The sequence below is a fragment of the Cellulosimicrobium sp. PMB13 genome (assembly GCF_051294865.1).
Taxonomy (GTDB): domain Bacteria; phylum Actinomycetota; class Actinomycetes; order Actinomycetales; family Cellulomonadaceae; genus Cellulosimicrobium.
In genome coordinates this window covers 2,036,149-2,054,815 of the sequence record NZ_CP145910.1, presented here as the reverse complement: position 1 = coordinate 2,054,815, position 18,667 = coordinate 2,036,149, and the positions used below count along the sequence as shown (strand labels likewise).

The 18,667-nt window shown below is 74.0% G+C and carries 21 protein-coding genes and 1 tRNA gene; 13 read left to right on the top strand and 9 right to left on the bottom strand.

Annotation, left to right across the window (positions count from 1 at the left end; all coding sequences use genetic code 11):
- Window positions 1-57: 57 nt before the first annotated feature.
- Window positions 58-555: a hypothetical protein gene (locus V5D56_RS09345; protein WP_435738758.1), complete on the bottom strand. Its 498-nt coding sequence runs from the start codon at window positions 553-555 to the stop codon at window positions 58-60.
- Window positions 552-1,187 carry an RNA polymerase sigma factor gene (locus V5D56_RS09340; RefSeq protein ID WP_435738757.1) on the bottom strand — a complete coding sequence of 212 codons (636 nt, stop codon included), beginning with the start codon at window positions 1,185-1,187 and terminating at the stop codon, window positions 552-554. Before V5D56_RS09340 ends, V5D56_RS09345 begins: the two co-directional genes overlap by 4 nt.
- A 372-nt stretch (window positions 1,188-1,559) precedes the next feature.
- On the opposite strand from V5D56_RS09340, the gene V5D56_RS09335 reads away from it, so the two are divergent.
- The 3 genes from V5D56_RS09335 to V5D56_RS09325 all read left to right on the top strand — a co-directional run bounded on the left by V5D56_RS09335 (window position 1,560) and on the right by V5D56_RS09325 (window position 4,053).
- A complete protein-coding gene (locus V5D56_RS09335; RefSeq protein ID WP_435738756.1) occupies window positions 1,560-1,967 on the top strand; it encodes a DUF4383 domain-containing protein in 408 nt (135 codons plus the stop codon).
- Entirely contained in the window at window positions 1,964-2,581 is a 618-nt protein-coding gene (locus V5D56_RS09330; protein WP_435738755.1) for a hypothetical protein, read from the top strand. The genes V5D56_RS09335 and V5D56_RS09330 overlap by 4 nt, the downstream gene beginning before the upstream one ends.
- 170 nt (window positions 2,582-2,751) lie before the next feature.
- The gene (locus tag V5D56_RS09325; protein ID WP_435738754.1) at window positions 2,752-4,053 is read left to right on the top strand and encodes a glycosyl hydrolase family 18 protein; all 1,302 of its coding nucleotides are present in this window, start codon (window positions 2,752-2,754) and stop codon (window positions 4,051-4,053) included.
- Window positions 4,054-4,244: 191 nt separating this feature from the next.
- On the opposite strand, the gene rplA is transcribed toward V5D56_RS09325, so the two are convergent.
- The 5 genes from rplA to V5D56_RS09300 all read right to left on the bottom strand — a co-directional run bounded on the left by rplA (window position 4,245) and on the right by V5D56_RS09300 (window position 7,058).
- Window positions 4,245-4,961, bottom strand: coding sequence for a 50S ribosomal protein L1 (gene rplA, locus V5D56_RS09320; RefSeq protein WP_435738753.1), 717 nt, complete (start codon window positions 4,959-4,961; stop codon window positions 4,245-4,247).
- A 127-nt stretch (window positions 4,962-5,088) separates the two neighbouring features.
- Window positions 5,089-5,520 carry a 50S ribosomal protein L11 gene (gene rplK / locus V5D56_RS09315; RefSeq protein WP_435738752.1) on the bottom strand — a complete coding sequence of 144 codons (432 nt, stop codon included), beginning with the start codon at window positions 5,518-5,520 and terminating at the stop codon, window positions 5,089-5,091.
- 109 nt (window positions 5,521-5,629) lie between these two features.
- Window positions 5,630-6,472 carry a transcription termination/antitermination protein NusG gene (nusG, locus tag V5D56_RS09310; RefSeq protein ID WP_435738751.1) on the bottom strand — a complete coding sequence of 281 codons (843 nt, stop codon included), beginning with the start codon at window positions 6,470-6,472 and terminating at the stop codon, window positions 5,630-5,632.
- A gap of 126 nt (window positions 6,473-6,598) precedes the next feature.
- Window positions 6,599-6,880 (bottom strand): preprotein translocase subunit SecE, encoded by a 282-nt coding sequence (gene secE / locus V5D56_RS09305; protein ID WP_435738750.1) that lies wholly within the window; start codon window positions 6,878-6,880, stop codon window positions 6,599-6,601.
- 105 nt (window positions 6,881-6,985) lie between these two features.
- Window positions 6,986-7,058: transfer RNA gene (locus tag V5D56_RS09300), tRNA-Trp, on the bottom strand.
- Between the two features lie 223 nt (window positions 7,059-7,281).
- On the opposite strand from V5D56_RS09300, the gene V5D56_RS09295 reads away from it, so the two are divergent.
- From V5D56_RS09295 to V5D56_RS09260, 8 genes are all read left to right on the top strand, one after another.
- Window positions 7,282-8,250, top strand: a complete 969-nt coding sequence (locus V5D56_RS09295; protein WP_435738749.1) for an ABC transporter ATP-binding protein — start codon at window positions 7,282-7,284, stop codon at window positions 8,248-8,250.
- The gene (locus V5D56_RS09290) at window positions 8,247-9,116 is read left to right on the top strand and encodes an ABC transporter permease (RefSeq protein WP_435738748.1); all 870 of its coding nucleotides are present in this window, start codon (window positions 8,247-8,249) and stop codon (window positions 9,114-9,116) included. Before V5D56_RS09295 ends, V5D56_RS09290 begins: the two co-directional genes overlap by 4 nt.
- Window positions 9,103-10,491, top strand: coding sequence for a histidine kinase (locus V5D56_RS09285; protein WP_435738747.1), 1,389 nt, complete (start codon window positions 9,103-9,105; stop codon window positions 10,489-10,491). Before V5D56_RS09290 ends, V5D56_RS09285 begins: the two co-directional genes overlap by 14 nt.
- A complete protein-coding gene (locus V5D56_RS09280) occupies window positions 10,488-11,177 on the top strand; it encodes a response regulator (protein WP_435738746.1) in 690 nt (229 codons plus the stop codon). Before V5D56_RS09285 ends, V5D56_RS09280 begins: the two co-directional genes overlap by 4 nt.
- 57 nt (window positions 11,178-11,234) lie before the next feature.
- Complete coding sequence (locus tag V5D56_RS09275) at window positions 11,235-12,254, top strand: adenosine deaminase (protein WP_435738745.1); 1,020 nt, start codon at window positions 11,235-11,237, stop codon at window positions 12,252-12,254.
- Window positions 12,255-12,328: 74 nt separating this feature from the next.
- Window positions 12,329-12,667 (top strand): hypothetical protein, encoded by a 339-nt coding sequence (locus tag V5D56_RS09270; RefSeq protein ID WP_435738744.1) that lies wholly within the window; start codon window positions 12,329-12,331, stop codon window positions 12,665-12,667.
- On the top strand, window positions 12,667-14,358 hold the full coding sequence (locus V5D56_RS09265; protein ID WP_435738743.1) for a sensor histidine kinase: 1,692 nt from the start codon (window positions 12,667-12,669) through the stop codon (window positions 14,356-14,358). Before V5D56_RS09270 ends, V5D56_RS09265 begins: the two co-directional genes overlap by 1 nt.
- Window positions 14,355-15,023: a response regulator transcription factor gene (locus V5D56_RS09260; protein WP_435738742.1), complete on the top strand. Its 669-nt coding sequence runs from the start codon at window positions 14,355-14,357 to the stop codon at window positions 15,021-15,023. Before V5D56_RS09265 ends, V5D56_RS09260 begins: the two co-directional genes overlap by 4 nt.
- A gap of 134 nt (window positions 15,024-15,157) precedes the next feature.
- Here V5D56_RS09260 and V5D56_RS09255 read toward each other — a convergent pair whose 3' ends face one another.
- Together V5D56_RS09255 and V5D56_RS09250 are read right to left on the bottom strand one after the other, a co-directional pair.
- Window positions 15,158-15,571: a hypothetical protein gene (locus tag V5D56_RS09255; RefSeq protein WP_435738741.1), complete on the bottom strand. Its 414-nt coding sequence runs from the start codon at window positions 15,569-15,571 to the stop codon at window positions 15,158-15,160.
- A complete protein-coding gene (locus V5D56_RS09250; RefSeq protein WP_435738740.1) occupies window positions 15,568-17,028 on the bottom strand; it encodes an aminoglycoside phosphotransferase family protein in 1,461 nt (486 codons plus the stop codon). The genes V5D56_RS09255 and V5D56_RS09250 overlap by 4 nt, the downstream gene beginning before the upstream one ends.
- A 126-nt stretch (window positions 17,029-17,154) precedes the next feature.
- Here V5D56_RS09250 and V5D56_RS09245 point away from each other — a divergent pair, with 126 nt between their 5' ends.
- Both V5D56_RS09245 and V5D56_RS09240 read left to right on the top strand, forming a co-directional pair.
- On the top strand, window positions 17,155-18,120 hold the full coding sequence (locus V5D56_RS09245) for a hypothetical protein (RefSeq protein ID WP_435738739.1): 966 nt from the start codon (window positions 17,155-17,157) through the stop codon (window positions 18,118-18,120).
- Window positions 18,113-18,499 carry a GntR family transcriptional regulator gene (locus V5D56_RS09240; protein WP_435738738.1) on the top strand — a complete coding sequence of 129 codons (387 nt, stop codon included), beginning with the start codon at window positions 18,113-18,115 and terminating at the stop codon, window positions 18,497-18,499. The genes V5D56_RS09245 and V5D56_RS09240 overlap by 8 nt, the downstream gene beginning before the upstream one ends.
- Window positions 18,500-18,667 lie beyond the last annotated feature (168 nt).

Genomic DNA, 18,667 nt, shown 5'->3' with positions numbered 1-18,667 from the left:
CAGGACGGAAGAGGGCACGGCACGACGCGCCGTCGCGCCGCACAGCGACGAACGGGCCTACAGCTCGATGACCGGCGTGCTCACGGCGCCGCCGGTGCCGTCGGCACGGCGGACGACGAGGCTCGCGGGGCCACGGTCGACGGCGTCGAAGACGAAGCGGCCGTCGTCGTCGCTCGCAGTCTCGGTCACCGACCCGGGCCGGTGCAGCTCGACGCGCAGCGCCGTCGCCGGGGCGGCCCAGCCGTCGATGCGCACACGCCCGCCCTCGGCGGGCGACAGCGAGATCATCACCGTCACGGACTCGGACGTGAAGGTGATCGTCCGCGCCTCGACGGGCGGCGCGTCACCGCGCACCGACATCGCGGGAGCCTGGACGTACTCCAGCTCCATGACCTCGGCCTCGAGGCCGGCGAGCGTGATGGCGAACAGGGACCGGTCGACAAGACCCGCGGGTACGGGGTCGAGCTCGTTCGCGATGCGCGCGAGGTCGGCGAGGAGCGCGACGTCGACCGCGTCCAGGGGCTCGTCGGGGCTGTGCTTGGACTCGGCGCTCATGATGTTTCCCACGATTCCCCCTGGTCGTCGATGATGTCGCGCAGCTTGGCGAGGCAGCGGCCGCGCGTGGAGCCGATGCTGCCGACCGGCATGCCGATCGCGGCCGAGATGGCCTTGTAGTCGGGCCGGTCGGCCAGGGAGACGAGACGCAGCAGCTTCTGGCACCGGTCCGGAAGCTGGTCGAGGGCTCGCCAGAGCCCGCGGTCCCGCTCGTTGCGCAGCACCTCGACGTCCGGCGTCGGGTCGCCCGACGGGAGCTCGGGCACGCCCTCGTCGGTGTCGTCGGGCAGCTCGGTGCGGCGTCGCGCGTCGTCACGGTGCTTGCGCACCGTCTCCCACGCCGCGCGCTTGGCCGTGATGAGCAGCCACTTGAGCACGGCGTGCGGTTCCTTGATGGTCATCGCGTTGCGGACGAGAGCCACCCACACGGTCTGCACGACGTCGTCGGCTTTCTCGCGGTCGACACCCTGCGCACGGACGGTGTGCCAGAGAAGCGGCGTCGCCTCACGGACGAAGTCGCCCAGGGCCTGAGGCCGCCCGTCACGGTACTCGAGGAGCGCGAACGCTCCCCGGTCCCCGAGGCTGGGCTCCGGTTGACCGGTGTCGGCGAGATCTTCGGTCGTTCTCGTCATCGGCGGCTCTGTCCTCGGCTCGCTCGTGCGATCAGCCGACGGCGGGGGTTCCGCCGGGACGCCTGATGGTACGGCGAACTCATCGGGCTCGACAACCATCGTCACTGGTCACGACCCTCCGTGCTCGCGCGGGTGGGGGCTCATCGTTCTCCTCCGTGGTGAGCGGCAACCGGCTGCGCGGGGTGCTGGTACACCCCTGCACCCGGACGAGAGGGACGCGTGGAGCGCCTGATACATCCGATGGTGCCCAGTTTGCCCACAGGTTCTTCCCGGCCCGGTTGCCGCCGTCACCCATCCGGCGGCGCAGCGGGTCCGAACCCCGTCCGTGCGCGGGACCGGCCCGCGCCACGACATCGAAGGTGGGTACGCACCATGTCCTCGTCCCCGAACCGTCTCCTCGCCGCCGTGTTCGGCGCCGTCTACCTGCTCGTGGGCCTCGCCGGCTTCGTCGTGACGTCCGGCGTCGGCATCGCCGCCACGGAGGGCGAGAACCTGCTGCTGTTCGAGGTGAACCCGTTGCACAACGTCGTGCACCTTGGCATCGGCACCGCGCTGCTGCTCGCCTCGCGCTCGGTCTCCGCGGCAAGGACGGTCAACGTGACGATCGGTGCCGTCTACCTGCTGGTGGGCGTGGTCGGCCTGTTCCTCGTCGGGACGGCGGCCAACATCATCGCGCTCAACGGCGCGGACAACGTGCTGCACCTCGGCAGCGCCATCCTCCTCCTCGGCGTGGGCCTGGCGGCGGACAAGCAGGTCGCGTCCCACGCCGCGACGGCGTGACCGGCCGCACTCCCCTGCTCCGTGCCCTCGTGGGCTTCGCGCTGCTGGGCGCCGGCGTCGTCAACCTCGGGCTCGTCCGAGGGACGTTCCCGGCGCCCGCCGGGTTCCTCGCGCTCGGGCTGGGCGTGACCGAGGTCGTGACCGCGCTCCTCGCGCTCGCCGACGCCCGCCCGCGAGGCCTCGGTCCGACGACGCTCGGGCGGGTCGGGATCGGCGCGCTCGTCGCGGGGAGCGTCGCCCAGGCGGCGCTCGCCGTCTCGGGCGGCGGAACCCTCGGGCCGACGGTCACCGCGGCGTCCGTGCTCCAGCTCGCGGGCGCCGGGATGCTGGGCGTCCTGACGCGCGCCGCCTCCGGGCGGGACGGCACCTCCGTCCCCGACGGACCGTCCGGGTCGCAGCACCCTGGCGGCCCAGGAGCGGACACCGCCGCGCGCTCGGGCCCCGCCGGCGGCCTGCGGACCGCTGGCGCACTCGCCGCTCTCTTCGCCGGCGCGATCCTCGTGTCGACGGTCGCGACGTTCGGGCTCGGTGCCACCGAGGCCGGGGAGCACGCCGTCCCCCACGGCGACCACCGGCCGCCCCGCCCCCCCGGCCTCCACGGGCACCATCCGTGAGGCGGGGGCGAGCCGCGTGTACGCGTTCTCCCGTAGCCGGCCGGCGGGAAGTCGCGGGAGATCCCTCATGCCGCACGGCGCCGCGGCCTCCTAGCGTCGAGTCGACCCGTCGACGAGGCGGGTCGGCGCGTGGCGACGTCGCGCGCGCCCGAGACCCGAGGAGCACCACCGTGAGAACCCACTCGACCGCCGGCCACCGGCACGGGGCAGGACGGGCGCTGCGCGCGCTCGCCACCGCCGCGACCGCCGTAGCCCTCGCCGCAGCCGGCGCGCTGACCGTCGCCCCTGCCACGGCCGCACCCGCGGCCCCCGCGAACAGCCCGACGGCGATCGCACCGGCGGCCGCCGCGCCGTCGGGCACGCAGTGGCTCACCGGCTACTGGCACAACTTCGACAACGGCTCCGTGACGATGCGCCTGTCCGAGATCCCGCAGGCGTACAACCTCGTCGCGATCGCGTTCGCGGACAACCTGGCCGGGACGCCCGGCGGCATCACGTTCAACCTGGCGAGCGCGGAATTGGGCGGGTACACCGAGGCGCAGTTCACGGCCGACGTCGCGACGATCAGGTCCCAGGACCGCAAGGTCGTGATCTCCGTCGGCGGCGAGCGCGGGAACGTCGTCGTCTCGAACGCCACGGAGGCGAAGAACTTCGCCGACACGACCTGGGCGCTCATGCAGAGGTACGGGTTCGACGGCGTCGACATCGACCTCGAGCACGGCATCAACGCGACGTACATGGCGAGCGCGCTGCGCCAGCTCGCCGCCAAGGCAGGACCTGACCTGATCATCACGATGGCGCCGCAGACCATCGACTACCAGGCGACGAGCATGGGCTACTACCAGCTCACCCTCGCGATCAAGGACATCCTCACGATCGTCAACACGCAGTACTACAACTCCGGCACGATGATGGGCTGCGACCAGAAGGTGTACAGCCAGGGAACGGTCGACTTCCTCACCGCGCTGTCGTGCATCCAGCTCGAGATGGGGCTCCGGCCGGACCAGGTCGGGATCGGGGTCCCGGCCGTCCCCCGCGCCGCGGGTGGCGGGTACCAGTCGCTCGCGAACGTCGTGAAGGCCGTCGACTGCCTCGAGGTCGGGACCGGCTGCGGCGCGTTCCGGCCCGCGACGCCGTACGGGAAGATCGGCGGCGTCATGACGTGGTCGATCAACTGGGACAAGACGAACGGCTACGAGGTCGCGGACGTCATCGGCGGCCGGCTCGCGAGCGGCCCCACCGACCCCACGGACCCCACAGATCCGACCGACCCGACGGATCCGACCGACCCGACCGACCCGACCGACCCGGGCGACTGCACCGCACCGGCGTGGTCGGCGTCCGCGGTCTACACGGGAGGGAACCGCGTCGCGCACCAGGGCCGTACGTACGAGGCGAAGTGGTGGACGACGAACGAGAACCCGGCCCAGAGCGGGCAGTGGGGCGTCTGGCGCGACCTCGGCGCCTGCTGACGTCGGAGCGCATCACCCAGCGATGCACTCCCGCTCGAGCGGTGCACGTCTGCGTGCATCACTCGAGCGGCGGTGCATCGTTCGGCCGACCGCAGCGCGCGAAGACGCCGACGGCGCGGCCCCCCGGAGGGGAGCCGCGCCGTCGGCGTGGTGCGCCGGGCTGAGCCCGGTCGCGACGAGGGACGCTGCCGTCAGGCCGCGTCGTCCTCGAGGAGCTTCGTCGTCTTGGACTGGTCGAGCGGGATGCCCGGGCCCATCGTCGTCGTCAGCGTGGCCTTGGTGATGTACCGGCCCTTCGACGACGACGGCTTGAGGCGCAGGACCTCTTCGATCGCCGCCGCGTAGTTCTCCACCAGCGCCTTCTCGTCGAACGAGACCTTGCCGATGATGAAGTGCAGGTTCGAGTGCTTGTCGACGCGGAACTCGATCTTGCCGCCCTTGATGTCGGTGACGGCCTTGGTCACGTCCATCGTCACGGTGCCGGTCTTCGGGTTCGGCATGAGGCCACGGGGACCCAGCACCTTGCCCAGGCGACCGACCTTGCCCATGAGGTCCGGCGTCGCGACCGCGGCGTCGAAGTCGGTGTAGCCGGCGGCCACCTTCTCGATGAGCTCGTCGCCGCCGACCTCGTCGGCACCGGCCGCGCGGGCCTCCTCGGCCTTCGCCGCGTTCGCGAAGACGATGACGCGGGCCGTCTTGCCCGTGCCGTTCGGGAGGTTCACCGTGCCGCGGACCATCTGGTCCGCCTTGCGCGGGTCGACACCCAGGCGGAAGACGACCTCGACGGTCGCGTCGTACTTGACGGTCGACGTCTCCTTGGCGAGACGGATCGCCTCGAGCGGGGCGTACAGACGCTCCCGGTCGATCTTCTCCTCGGCGTTGCGGTACGCCTTGCTGCGCGTTGCCATGCTGCTTCTCCTTCTGCAGTCGTGGTCAGCGGGTCCGCGCGGACCCTGCCACTGCCGCCCGCGGGTCGCGGACGGACGTCGGTCTCCCCCGCTTCGACGAAGCCGAGGCGGGGGAGATTCGAGGGCGTCAGCCCTCGACGGTGATGCCCATCGAGCGGGCCGTGCCGGCGATGATCTTCGACGCGGCGTCGAGGTCGTTCGCGTTGAGGTCCTCGAGCTTGGTCTGGGCGATCTCGCGCACCTGGTCCGCGGTCAGCTTCGCGACCTTGGTGGTGTGCGGCGTCGCCGAGCCCTTCTGGACGCCCGCGGCCTTCTTGATGAGCTCCGCGGCCGGCGGGGTCTTCGTCACGAAGGTGAACGAGCGGTCCTCGTAGACGGTGATCTCGACCGGGATCACGTTGCCGCGCTGCGACTCGGTGGCCGCGTTGTAGGCCTTGCAGAACTCCATGATGTTCACGCCGTGCTGACCGAGCGCGGGGCCGATCGGCGGGGCGGGCGTCGCCGCACCGGCCTGGATCTGGAGCTTGATGAGGCCGGAGACCTTCTTCTTGGGAGGCATGAGTCTTCCCTGTCCTTCTATCTCGTGGGCCGACGCCGTGGGCGATGACCCGGTTGCAGTACTGCGTCCACGCGGCACGACGTGCCGCGCCAGGCTGCGTGCCTGGGTGTCAGATCTTGGCGACCTGGTTGAACGACAGCTCGACCGGGGTCTCCCGGCCGAAGATGGAGACGAGCACCTTGAGCTTCTGGTTCTCGACGTTGATCTCGGAGATCGTCGCGGGCAGCGTGTCGAACGGACCGTCGGTGACGGTGACGGACTCGCCGACCGTGAAGTCGACCTCGATCGGGGCCTTGGCCGCGGCGGGCATCGGCTTCCCGGGCTCCTGCGCGGGTGCCAGCGTCGACGCGAGCATCGAGAAGACCTCGTCGAGCGTCAGCGGCACGGGCTGGTGGGTGTGGCCGACGAAGCCGGTGACGCCGGGCGTGTGACGCACCGCGCCCCACGACTCGTCGGTGAGGTCCATGCGCACGAGGACGTAGCCGGGGATGCGGACACGACGCACGATCTTCTTCTGCGCGTTCTTGATCTCGGCCACCTCCTCCATCGGGACCTCGATCTGGAAGATGTAGTCCTCCATGTTCAGGCTCTGGATGCGGTTCTCCAGGTTGGCCTTCACACGGTTCTCGTAGCCGGCGTACGAGTGGATGACGTACCAGTCACCGGGCTGCGTGCGCAGCGCGCGCTTGAACTCCGCGACCGGGTCCTCGATGACGTCGCCGTCCTCGTCGGACGGGCGCTCGTCCTCGACGTCGCCGGCATCGTCGACATCGTCAGCCTCGGTCGCACCGGGCTCGTCGTCCTCGTCGGCGGTCTCGAGCTCGTCGCTCTCCACGAGCTCGTCGGTCTCCTCGACCTCGGGCGCGTCCGTGGTCTGGTCGACCTCGTCCTGGGCACCCTCGGGCTGCGTCGGGTCGACGTTCTCCGTCTGGTCCAGCGACTCCTGGGACACGAACGAACCTGCTTTCTGCTGACCGGCTTCGATGACTTCTGGGAAGGACTGCTGCTGGAAGCGCCGACGGCGCCCCGAGGGGCGCCAGGTGCCGAAAGACCGGCACGTCGGGTGCGTCGTGGCCTGCTAGTCCCCGAAGACCCACAGGACGGCCTGGCCGATCCCGAGGTCGAGCACCGTCACGAAGGCCATGACGACGGCCACGAAGACCAGGACGACCGTGGTGTACGTGATCAGCTCGGACCGCGTCGGCGTGACGACCTTGCGGAGCTCGGCGACCACCTGGCGCACGAAGAGGGCGATACGGGCGAAGAGGTTGGGCTTCTTGTCCTTGACGGGACGGCCCTTCGTCACCTCGTCGGCGCGTGCGCCGTCCGCACCCACGGCCTCTGACGGCGATTCGCTCACTGATCTACCCCATCGCTGACGTACGGGACGTGCCCCGGACCTGCTGGAACCTCTCGTGCAGCCCGTTCTCGGACCACGCACGACCCCCGAGGGGGAGGTGCTGTGCAGGGTAGACAGGACTCGAACCTGCAACCTGCGGTTTTGGAGACCGCTGCGCTACCAATTGCGCCACTACCCTTCGCGACCGACACCCTCCTGCCTCCCCCGTGGCCCGACGTCGGACGTCGAGGCGCGGCTCAGCATGGTGGGCGTCAACCACCGAAGGAATACTGTACGCGACACCGGGCGCCTGGTCGAACCACCCGATCACCCGGGGCACCGACCTGTCCACCGACCGGTGGACGCCAGGTCCGGACGAACGGTCGTCGCGGTGCCACGCCCCTGCCGAGGAGGCTGAGGGCATGGACAGGACATCAGGTGGGACGACCGCACCGGCGGTCGACGTGCGCGGCCTGCGCAAGCGCTACGGCAGCAAGCAGGCCGTCGACGGGGTCGACCTGCGCGTCGAGCGCGGCGAGATCTTCGCGGTCCTCGGGCCCAACGGCGCGGGAAAGACGACGACGGTCGAGATCCTCGAGGGCTTCCGCCGCCGCGACGCGGGCGAGGTCCGCGTGCTGGGCGAGGACCCGCAGTCGGCGGGCCGGGCGTGGCGGGCACGCCTCGGCGTCGTGCTCCAGGACTCGCGCGACCAGTCGGAGCTGACCGTCGCCGAGCTCGTGCAGCACTTCGCCACGTTCTACCCGGCGCCCCGCGACCCCGACGAGGTGATCGACGCCGTCGGGCTCCGGCCGAAGGCCCGCACGCGCACGCGTCAGCTCTCCGGCGGCCAGCGTCGCCGGCTCGACGTCGCGCTCGGGATCGTGGGCCGGCCCGAGCTGCTGTTCCTCGACGAGCCGACCACCGGGTTCGACCCGCAGGCACGGCGCTCGTTCTGGGACCTCGTCCTGTCGCTGCGCGACGGCGGCACGACGATCGTGCTGACGACCCACTACCTCGACGAGGCCGCGCACCTGGCCGACCGGGCCGCCGTCGTGCGCGACGGCCGCGTCGTCGCCCTCGACGCCCCGGACCGTCTCGGCGGGCCGGAGGCGCGACGTCCCGTGGTCCGCTGGTTCGACGGCGGATGGCGCACCGAGCGCTCCGCGTCCCCCACGGCGCTCGTCACGGCCCTCGCGGCCCGTCTCGGCGACCCGGACGGCGAGGTGCCCGGCCTCTCGGTGACCCGCCCGAGCCTCGAGGACGTGTATCTCCAGCTCATCGGCGCACCGGCGGACGCCGCCGCCCCGGCGGCACCGCACGACGGCCCCGCCACCCCGCACGTCCCGACCCACCGGGCGTCCGCGCCCGTCCCCGAGGAGGCACGACCGTGACCGCTCCGACCACGACCGCGACGCGCGCGGCGGCGCCTGCCCCCGCGCTCCCGAGCGCCGCCCGGCTGGGCCTCGCACGCACCGGCGCAGAGCTGCGCGCGTTCTTCCGCGAGCGCGACGCGGTGATCTTCATCTTCACGTACCCGGTCATCATGCTGGCGATCTTCGCGTCGGTCTTCGACGGCCAGGACCAGGGCATGGACGGCTACGGCGTCCCGTTCGCGCAGTACTTCCTGCCGGGGATGGTGGCGACGGGCGTCATGCTCACGAGCTTCCAGTCGCTCGCCATCTCGATCGCGGTCGAGCGCGACGACGGCACGCTCAAGCGGCTCCGCTCGACGCCCCTGCCGGCGACGGCGTACTTCTACGGCAAGGTCGGGCTCGTGCTCGCGACGTCGGTCGTGCAGACCGCGCTGCTGCTCGCGCTCGCCGCGTTCGCGTTCGACGTCCCCATGCCGTGGACCATGCCCGACGGCGCGGAGCGCGTCGCCACGTTCCTCTGGGTCTTCGTCCTGGGCTGCGCCGCCGGCGCGGTGTGCGGCGTCGCGTTCTCGTCGCTCCCCCGCTCGGGGAAGTCCGCGACGGCGGTCGTCACGCCCGTCGTCCTCGTGCTGCAGTTCATCTCCGGCGTGTTCTTCGCGTTCTTCGCGCTGCCGACGTGGATGCAGTCCGTCGCGTCGGTGTTCCCGCTCAAGTGGATGGCCCAGGGCATGCGCTCGGTGTTCCTGCCCGAGGAGGCGGCGTCGCTCGAGCCGTCGGGGTCGTGGCAGCACGGCGCCACGGCTGCTGTACTGGTCGCATGGCTGGTGGTGGGTCTCGTCGTGGGCGCGCGCACGTTCCGGTGGCGTCGTCGTGACGACGGCTGACCCGTCCGGGGCACAGGGGACCGCGACGGCACAGCTCGACGGCACCTGGGCGCGGGACGTGCGCTGGTGGGACGTCGCGTACTACCTCATCGTCGGCCTGAGCGGCGTCGCGCTGTTCACCGCGCCGGTGCACGGGACGGCCCTCGTCGTGGCGCTCGCGGCGATCGCCACGATGATCGTCGCGTACGTGGCCTGGGGGCGGCGCGCAGCGCGCACGCGCGACCAGGTGGCCGCTCACCTCTACCTGGTCGTGGCCGTCGCGGCGACGATCGTCGTCGCCGCCCAGGACACGCTCGGCACCCTGCTGCTGTTCGCGACCTTCACGCAGATCTGGATGATGTCCGAGCACCTGTGGGTGCAGGTCGTGCTGTGCGTCGTGCTGGCGGGCGGCACCGCGGTCGCGCTCGCGTGGGACCCCGAGGTCGGCGGGGTCGACGCGTCCGCGCTCGCGGGCACGGCACCGCAGATGGGGGTGGCGCTCGCGTTCTCGATCGGTCTGGGCCTGTGGACCGCCCACACCATGCGCCAGTCGGAGCGGCACGCACGGCTCGTGGACGAGCTCCGTGCGACGCAGGCCGAGCTCGCGCGCTCGCACCACCAGGAGGGCGTCGCGGCGGAGCGCGAGCGGGTGGCTCGGGAGATCCACGACACGCTCGCCCAGGGCTTCACGAGCATCGTCATGCTGGCCCAGGCCGCACGGGCCGACCTCGACAGGGAGGCGGACGACGCGGCGGCCGAGCGCCTCGCGCTGGTCGAGGCCACGGCCCGCGAGAACCTCGCCGAGGCGCGCGCGCTCGTCGCGGCGACCGGTCCCGTGCCGCTGGAGGCGGGCGGCACGCTCGCGGACGCGATCGGGCGGCTCGCCGAACGGTTCGGCGCGGAGTCCGGCGTCGCCGTCCGGACGCGGCTCGACGGCGTCGTCGGCCTCTCCAGCGCCGACGAGGTCGTGCTGCTGCGCTCGGCCCAGGAGTCGCTCGCGAACGTGCGCCGCCATGCGGGCGCGCGCTCGGTGCGGGTCGAGCTCACGCAGGACCCGGCCGTGACGCGCCTCGCGGTGCACGACGACGGTCACGGCCTGCCCGCCGACCTCACCGAGGGCTACGGGCTGCGCGGGATGCGCGAGCGTGTCGCCGCGGGCGGGGGGACCGTCCGCCTCGGGCCCGGCGACACCGGGGGGACCGTCGTCGTGGTCGAGCTGCCGCGCACCGCCCGGTCCTCCCGGACCGCGCCGGCGAGCACGACGCCGTCGAGCGACGGTGCCACGACGAGCACGGCGCCGCCGAGCAGCGGTGCGACGGCTCGGCGCACGGACGTGTCCCCCGCGGCAGCCGGGGACACGACCACGCCGACGGGCGTGACGGACGGTGCGGCATGAGCGCCCCCGTGCGGGTCGTGCCCGTGCGCGTCCTCGTGGTCGACGACCACCCCGTGGTCCGGTCGGGGCTCGTCGGGATGCTCGCGGCGGAGCCGGACCTGGAGGTCGTCGGCGAGGCGGGCGACGGTGAGCAGGCGGTGACGCTCGCGGAAGAGCTCGCACCCGACGTCGTGCTCATGGACCTGCGCATGCCCGTGCTCGACGGCGTGGGCGCGACGGCGGCGATCCTCGCCGCGTCGGGCGCGCCCGGGCGGCGGGCCCCGGCGAACGGTGGGCCAGCGGGCGGGGCTGCGCCACGCGTCGTCGTGCTCACGACGTACGAGACGGACACGGACATCCTGCGGGCGGTCGAGGCGGGGGCGACGGGGTACCTCCTCAAGGACACGCCGCGCGAGGAGCTCGTCGCGGGCGTGCGCGCCGCGGCGCGCGGGCAGACGGTGCTCGCGCCGAGCGTCGCGACCCGGCTCGTGACCTCCGTCCGCGGCGACCGGCTCACGGACCGCGAGACCGAGGTGCTGCGGCTCGTCGCGCGCGGGCTGTCGAACGCGGCGGTGGGCAAGGAGCTCTTCATCGCCGAGGCGACGGTCAAGACGCACCTGCTGCGCGCGTTCGCGAAGCTCGGCGTGGACGACAGGACGGCCGCGGTGACCGTCGCGATGGACCGGGGCTACCTGACGACCACCTGACCGTCGGCCGACGTCACGGCCCTGCCAGGCGCCGCGACCCGTGACAGACTCCGGCGTGTGCGAGACCTCGCGACGCTCCCCAAGGCCCACCTGCACCTGCACTTCACGGGGTCGATGCGCCTCGAGACCCTGCGCGAGCTCGCCGCGGGGTACGGGGTCCGGCTCCCCCACGCGCTCCTCGACGGGGACCCGCTCCGCCTGCCCGCCACCGAGCGCGGGTGGTTCCGCTTCCAGCGTCTGTACGACGCCGCGCGCGCGTGCGTGCGCTCGGAGGCCGACATGCGCCGCATCGTGCTCGAGGCGGCGCAGGACGACGCCGCCGAGGGCTCGGGGCGGCTCGAGATCCAGGTCGACCCGACGTCGTACGCGCCGTTCGTCGGGGGGATCACCCCCGCGGTCGAGATCGTGCTCGACGCCGCCCGGTCCGCGAGCGCCGAGACCGGGACGGAGGTCGCGGTGGTCGTCGCGGCGTCGCGCATGCGCCACCCGCTCGACGCGCGCACGCTCGCGCGGCTCGCGGCGCAGTACGCGGGCGAGGGGCCTGGCGAGGTGGTCGGGTTCGGGCTGAGCAACGACGAGCGCCGCGGCGACACGGCGGAGTTCGCGCGCGCGTTCGCGATCGCCCGGCGGGCGGGGCTCGCGTCCGTGCCGCACGGCGGCGAGCTGCTCGGGCCCGCGCACGTGCACGAGGTCGTCGAGGCCCTCGTCCCCGACCGGCTCGGTCACGGCGTCCGGTCCGCGGAGGACCGGCGGGTCCTCGACGACGTCGTGGACCGCGGCATCGCGCTCGAGGTCTGCCCGGCGTCGAACGTCTCGCTGGGCGTGTACGACGACGCGGCCCAGGTCCCGCTGGGAGCGCTCGTCGACGCGGGCGCGCGCGTCGCGCTCGGGGCGGACGACCCGTTGCTCTTCGGGTCGCGCCTCGTCGCCCAGTACGAGACGGCACGGGACGAGCACGGGTTCTCCGACGACGAGCTCGCCGACCTGGCGCGCTCGTCGATCCGGGCGAGCCGGGCCTCGCAGGCGACGCGGGCGCGCCTCCTCGCCGGCGTGGACGACTGGCTCGCGGGCTCCTGACACGCTCGGGCCGACGGGCCGACCCGAGCGGGGGTTCTCATGTGCGTCTCATGAGCCTCTCGGATACTGGGCCCATGACCCGCCGGACCGTCGCCTGGATCGTCGGCGCACTCCTCCTCCTGCTCGCCGGGGGTGCCGCCGCGTCGGCGCTGTCCGCCCGGCCGGACGACCGGGAGGTGGGCCCGGCCGTGGTCGTGACGCCCTCCCCCGCCCCGACCGCCCCGTCCGGCCCCGGGCAGGGCGAGCCGGACCCGACGCCCCGCGAGACCGTGCCGACGGAGCCGGGAGGCGACGTCGCCCCGGTGGCCCCCGCGCCGCCGTCGTCCGACGACGACGATGATGACGACGACGGCGACGACGGCGACGACGGCGACGACGGCCCCGATGACGACGACACCCCGGGGGACGACTGATGGCGCGTCGGCCGCGGCCCGTCGACGCCGCCGGCGTCGAGGGCGAACGGCACCGCTTCGGGCTGACCGTCCGGACGCGCATGCTCGCGGCGTTCCTCGCGCTGTCCGCGCTCGCGCTGGTGGTCGCCGGTGGCGCCGCATGGCTGCTGCAGCGCGGGCAGGTCGACACGCGACTCGACGAGAGCCTCCGGCGGAGCGCGGTCGAGCTGAAGACCCTCGGCGCCTCGGGCGTGAACCCGGTGACGGGCGAGCCGTTCACGTCGTCCGAGGACGTGGTCGTCGCCGCGATCCAGCTCGTCGTCCCCGGCCGCAACGAGGGCATCATCGGTCTGCGGGCCGACCGGGCGCCGCTCGTCTCGCAGCAGGACGTCCAGGTGCACCTCGAGGACGACGCCGAGCTGCTCGCCGCCGTCGCGCCGTTCGTGGACGGCGAGCTGAACGTGCTGCGCTCAGTCATGACCGCCACGGCGGACTACCGCGTGCTCGTCGCCCCGGTCACCGTGGCGGGGGCGACCGGGTCGGCCGACTCCCCCGGGACCGCGGCCGAGCCCGCCGCCCTCGTGCTCGCCTACGACCGCACGGCGGAGCACGCCGAGCTCACGCGCGTCTTCGGCACCTACGCGCTCGTCGCGCTCGGGGCGCTCGTGCTCACCGGGGTGGTGGGCTGGGTCGTCGCCGGACGGCTCCTGCGGCCGATCCGGGTCCTCGCCCGCACCGCGCAAGCCATCGGCGACACCGACCTCACCGCACGCATCCCCGTCACCGGCAACGACGACCTGTCGCACCTGTCACGGACGGTCAACGGCATGCTCGACCGCCTCGAGACGTCGTTCGAGTCCCAGCGCCGGCTGCTCGACGACGTCGGGCACGAGCTGCGCACTCCGCTCACCGTGGTCCGCGGGCACCTCGAGCTCATGGACCCCCACGACCCGCAGGACGCGCGGGAGACGCGCGACCTCACGCTCGACGAGCTCGACCGCATGAACCGCCTCGTGGACGACCTCGTGACGCTCGCGACCGTCGGCCGACCCGACTTCGTGCGCCCGGCGGCGACCGACGTCGGGCGCCTCACCGACGACGTGCTCGACAAGGTCCGCACGCTCGGCGACCGGCGCTGGCTCGTCGACGCGCGCGCGGACGTCGTCGCCCCCGTCGACGCGCAACGGATCACGCAGGCGCTCCTGCAGCTCGCGGCGAACGCCGTGAAGTTCTCCGCCCCCGGGTCGGTCGTCGCGATCGGGTCCGCGGTGTCCGACGACGGGGCGCGCCTGCGCCTGTGGGTGCGGGACGAAGGGGTCGGCATCCCGCCCGACCAGGTCGGTCGCATCTTCGAACGGTTCGCCCAGGCCCCGGCGCCCGCGGGCCGCGAGCGCCCCGACGGGGCCGGGCTCGGGCTCGCGATCGTCAGCGCGATCGCCGAGGGGCACGGCGGGCGCGCGGCCGTCGCATCGACGCCGGGCGTCGGGTCCACGTTCTCGCTCGACCTCCCGGCGGCGACCCCGGGCACGGCGACGTCGGGCACCGCGACGTCGGGCACCGCGACGTCGGGCACCGCGACGTCGGGCACCGCGACGTCGGGGCACGCGGCCACGGCCGCCACCGCGCCCACCGCACCGACGGCCACCACCCCGCTGCTGCCCGGCGACGACACCGGCGCACCGACCCACCCCGACGGAAGGACCGCCCCGTGAGCCAGATCCTCGTGGCCGAGGACGAGACCCGCATCGCGTCGTTCGTCGCGAAGGGCCTGCGTTCCGCGGGCTACGCGAGCACGACGGTCGCGACCGGGCGCGAGGCGTTCGACCTCGCCAGCACGGGGGACTTCGCGCTCCTCGTGCTCGACCTCGGCCTGCCGGACCAGGACGGCTTCACGGTGCTGCGCCGGCTCCGCGAGACGGGCAACGCGATCCCGGTCATCATCCTCACGGCACGGACCTCGGTGAACGACACCGTCGCGGGGCTCGAGGGCGGCGCCGACGACTACATGGCCAAGCCGTTCCGGTTCGAGGAGCTCCTCGCGCGGATCCGGCTGCGGCTGCGGACCGAGCCGGCGGGCGAGGTCACGGTCCTGAGCCACGGGTCGCTCAGCCTCGACCTGCGCACGCGGCGCGCACGGACCGCCGAGCGCGAGGTGGACCTCTCGGCGCGCGAGTTCGCGCTCGCCGAGGCGTTCCTGCGCAACCCCGGCCAGGTGCTCAGCCGTGAGCAGCTGCTGTCGCGCGTGTGGGGCTACGACTTCGACCCCGGTTCGAACGTCGTCGACGTGTACGTGCGCTACCTGCGCAACAAGCTCGGTGCCGAGCACTTCGTCACCGTCCGCGGCATGGGCTACCGGCTCGCCGACGCGTCCCGCTGACCTGCGCGTCCCACCGCCCCACCGTTCGCCGTCCCAGCGAGCGCCGCGCCGCGAGACAGCGACCACCGGCCGAGAGAGCGACGCCCGGCCGTCCCACGGGGTGGGCGGCCGGGCGTCGCTCTCTCGGCGGTCGGTCAGTCGGCCGACTGCGGGGTCGGGGGCGTGACTGCCGTGTCCGCGGTCGGGGCGGTGGCCGGCGTGTTCGCCGTGTTCGCCGTCGGGGCGGTGTTCGCGGTGTCGGCTGTCGGGGCGGTGCTCGCCGACGGAGCCGTGTTCGCCGTCTGAGCCGACGGAGCCGTGTTCGCCGTCTGAGCCGAAGGTGCGGTGTTCGCGGTGACCGTGGTGACCGACGACCCGTTCTGGACGGCGCTCGGGCTCGGCGTGCTCGTCGTCGTGGGCGACGCGGGGGTCGACGCGTCGACCTGGACCGCCGGCGAGACGACGGCCGCGTCCGGGGCGTCGAACGCGCCCTGCGCCGTGGCGACGGTCGCGCCGAGACCGACCGCGCCGAGAGCGCCCGTCACGATCCATGCGCTGCGAGCCTTCATGATCCTTCTCCTTCGTGTCGTGGTGCGCGCAACCTGCCGGCTGCGTCTGAACATGAGTCTTCCGACGGGACGTGAGACGGCGAGGAGCCGTCGATGAGAGACCTCTCAGGGAACGGGAGGGCAGGGCCGTCGACCGCGAGCGCCCGGTCGACGAGGTCCTCGGCGACCGCGAGCCAGGCCTCGGCCAGCTCTTGCGTGGCCGCCCCCGAGGCGAGGGACAGCACGACGCCCGCCGCCCGGAGGCGCAGCGCGGCCGGGTCGACCACGGCGTCGAACACGGCGAGGCAGCGGTCGACGAGCCCGTCGACCCCCGCGTAGTCGGCCGCGGACAGCGAGGGCAGCACGGCGAGGTGCGCGACGACGCACGCCAGGTCGTCCACGCGGTGCCCGGGCCCCAGGGTGTCGACGTCGAGCAGGACGCCGACGCGACCGCCGACGGCTGCCGCACCCTGCTCGCGCACGTCAGTGGGGGCGGCCTCGCCGTCGAGCAGGATGTTCGCGGCGTGGAAGTCGCCGTGCGTCGCCACGACCGGGCCGAGCCCGCGGTCACCGGCCGCGCGGACCGCGGCCGCGACGCGGCCGGTGCGCGCGGCGTCGAGCCCGTGCACCTCGACGGCCGTCCCCGCGTACCGCTCGACGCGCTCGGCCCAGGCCGGGCGGCGCGTGAGGGTGGTCGCGGCGGAGGGCAGCTCGTCGAGCGCCCGCAGCAGGGTGAGCGGGTCGATCGCGGTCGCGCGGTGGCCGGGAGTGGTCGCAGCCAGGTGCTGGGCGAGGGACCGCCCGCTCTCCTCCCGGAGCACGACGACCCCGTCGGCCGACCACGACAGGCAGCGCGGCGCGACGACCACGCCCGGCGCCCGGCCAGAGCCGCCGAGCAGGACGTGCCGACGCACGAGGGGACGGACCCGGTCGGGGCGCACGACCTTGACGTAGACGGTGCCGCGCGTGGTGCGGGCCCGCAGGACCGCGCGACGCAGCGGCCGGTAGGTGACGATCTCGACGGACTCGACGTCCGCAGGGTGCCCGGCGGCGCGCAGACGTCGGGTGAGCTCCGCCGGGTCGCACGCGGCGGTCAGCCCGGGGAGCATCGGGTCGGCCGGGTGCCGCCACACGTGCACGACGCGCGGCCCGTCGACCAGGCGCACCACGCCGCGCGCGACGACGTCGTCCGGCAGCTCCGCCGTCGTCGCGAGCAGGTACTCGGCCGACTCGGCGACGGACCCGGTGACGGCGGGCGACGCGGGGACGTCGCGCCGGGCGGCGACCTCGTACCCGACCGTCACCTCGGCCCCCGGGCGGGCGTGCACGCGGTCGACGCTCCACGCCCCGAGGCGTGCGCCGTCGGCGCCGAGGGCGACCGCGAGGAGGTCGGCGGCCGCCGGGGTGGTGAGCAGGTCGAGCCACGCGCGCTGGTCGAGGGCGACGGGTCCGGGGGTCGCGGGAGCGGTCACGGTCACGAGGACAGGCCACCCCACGGCGGTGTGGCACGCGTGAGACGCGGATGAGAGAGCTCTCATCCGCCGACGAGAAGGCCGGGCCGCCGGCGTCTTGACACGTCGCCACGGCGGTGGGATCGTCACGGCATGCCGATACAAACTCTGGCACAAAATGCGCCGGCGGACCTCTTCGTCCCCGCGGCCTACGACGTCGTGTGGAGCATCATCGTCGCCCTCCTCCTGGCGGGCGTCGCCGTGGCGGTCGCGCTCGCCGTCCGCGCGCTCGCTCGCGGCGCCGGACCGGGGCCCTCGCTGCGCGCGCTCGCCGACGACGACCCGGTCCGGAGCGCCGCGCGGCGGCACGCAGGCATCGTCGCGGGATCCGCGGCCGCGGCGGGCGTGCTCACCGCCGTGCTGGCGGCGCAGGCCACGACGGTCGTCGACGGGCTCGCCGAGGGCGTGCTCCTGGGCCTCACCCCCGCGCTCGTCGGCGCCGCGTTCCTGGCGGTGCACGCGCTCGGTGAACGCACGTGGCCGCGGCAACGGACGGTCGTCCGCTCGGCGTCCCTCCAGCCGCGCACCGTGGCCGACGTCGCGCCCGCCGGCCTGCGGCGCCTCACGTGGGCGCTCGCCGCGGGCGTCGTGGTCCTCGCCGCGGTCGGTGGTCTGACCGCTGGGGACGACGGCCGGTCGGTGACGCGTGTGGCGGGCGACGTCACGTCGACGGCCGGCCCGTACCCCGGCGCCTTCTACGGGGTGTGGCTCGCCCTGGGAGCCGTGGTCCTCGTCGGCGCGTCGGAGGGGGTCCTGCGGCTCGTCGCCCGGCGGCCCGCCGTGGCGCTCGTGGGACCGGCCTGGGACCTCGCCCTGCGCCGCCTGTCCGCCCACCGGGTGCTGCGAGGCGTGCAGCTCGCTCTGGCGCTCACTGCGGCGGGGATGCTGTTCTTCGGGGGGAACGCCGCGGCACGGGTGGGCTATCCGGGCGCCGTCGTCCTCGCCGTCGTCGGGGTGCTGCTCGCGCTCGCGTCGCTCGCCGTCCTGGTGCGCGCCGCGCCGGATCCCGACGCGGTCTCCGGGCACGCGTCGCCGCACGGAGCGCCCGCCGGTGCCTGAGCTGCGGGTCCGCATCGACCTCGGGTCCGGCGTCGCGCCGTACGAGCAGATCCGAGCGCAGGTCGTCGCGCACGTCGCCGCGGGCCGGCTCGCCCCCGGCGACCGGCTCCCCACGATCCGCGCGCTCGCGACGGACCTCGGTCTCGCGCCCGGGACCGTCGCGCGCGCCTACCGCGAGCTCGAGGAGTCGGCCGTGGTGACCACCCGCCGTCGGGCAGGGACCGTGGTGTCCGACGGAGTCTCCGCCGACGACGTGGACGCCCGCCGCGCGGCACGCGACCTGGTGGCGACCGCGCGCGCGTCGGGCCTGAGCGACGAGAGGGTCCTCGCGCTGGTCCTCGCCGCCCTGGGTCGCGAGCCGGACCGGGACGAGGGCTGAACCCGGGCCCGCGACCGCCCGACCGACGAGTGCCGGGAGGAGACCTCACGCGCCACCGGGACCCCGCTCGTCGAGGCCGAGCGTCACGAGAGCATCACGATCCGCGGTTCACCCGCTCGGGTCGCGGACCGGACGTCCTCGTGCGACGCATGATGGGTCTCCGCACCA

What these genes read in the sequence shown, in the direction of transcription:
- V5D56_RS09340 (WP_435738757.1), bottom strand. Translation starts at nt 1,187, where the DNA reads ATGACGAGAACGACCGAAGATCTCGCCGACACCGGTCAACCGGAGCCC.
- V5D56_RS09335 (WP_435738756.1), top strand. Translation starts at nt 1,560, where the DNA reads ATGTCCTCGTCCCCGAACCGTCTCCTCGCCGCCGTGTTCGGCGCCGTC.
- rplA (WP_435738753.1), bottom strand. Translation starts at nt 4,961, where the DNA reads ATGGCAACGCGCAGCAAGGCGTACCGCAACGCCGAGGAGAAGATCGAC.
- V5D56_RS09245 (WP_435738739.1), top strand. Translation starts at nt 17,155, where the DNA reads ATGCCGATACAAACTCTGGCACAAAATGCGCCGGCGGACCTCTTCGTC.
- rplK (WP_435738752.1), bottom strand. Translation starts at nt 5,520, where the DNA reads ATGCCTCCCAAGAAGAAGGTCTCCGGCCTCATCAAGCTCCAGATCCAG.
- V5D56_RS09270 (WP_435738744.1), top strand. Translation starts at nt 12,329, where the DNA reads ATGACCCGCCGGACCGTCGCCTGGATCGTCGGCGCACTCCTCCTCCTG.
- V5D56_RS09295 (WP_435738749.1), top strand. Translation starts at nt 7,282, where the DNA reads ATGGACAGGACATCAGGTGGGACGACCGCACCGGCGGTCGACGTGCGC.
- V5D56_RS09265 (WP_435738743.1), top strand. Translation starts at nt 12,667, where the DNA reads ATGGCGCGTCGGCCGCGGCCCGTCGACGCCGCCGGCGTCGAGGGCGAA.
- V5D56_RS09280 (WP_435738746.1), top strand. Translation starts at nt 10,488, where the DNA reads ATGAGCGCCCCCGTGCGGGTCGTGCCCGTGCGCGTCCTCGTGGTCGAC.
- V5D56_RS09255 (WP_435738741.1), bottom strand. Translation starts at nt 15,571, where the DNA reads ATGAAGGCTCGCAGCGCATGGATCGTGACGGGCGCTCTCGGCGCGGTC.
- V5D56_RS09345 (WP_435738758.1), bottom strand. Translation starts at nt 555, where the DNA reads ATGAGCGCCGAGTCCAAGCACAGCCCCGACGAGCCCCTGGACGCGGTC.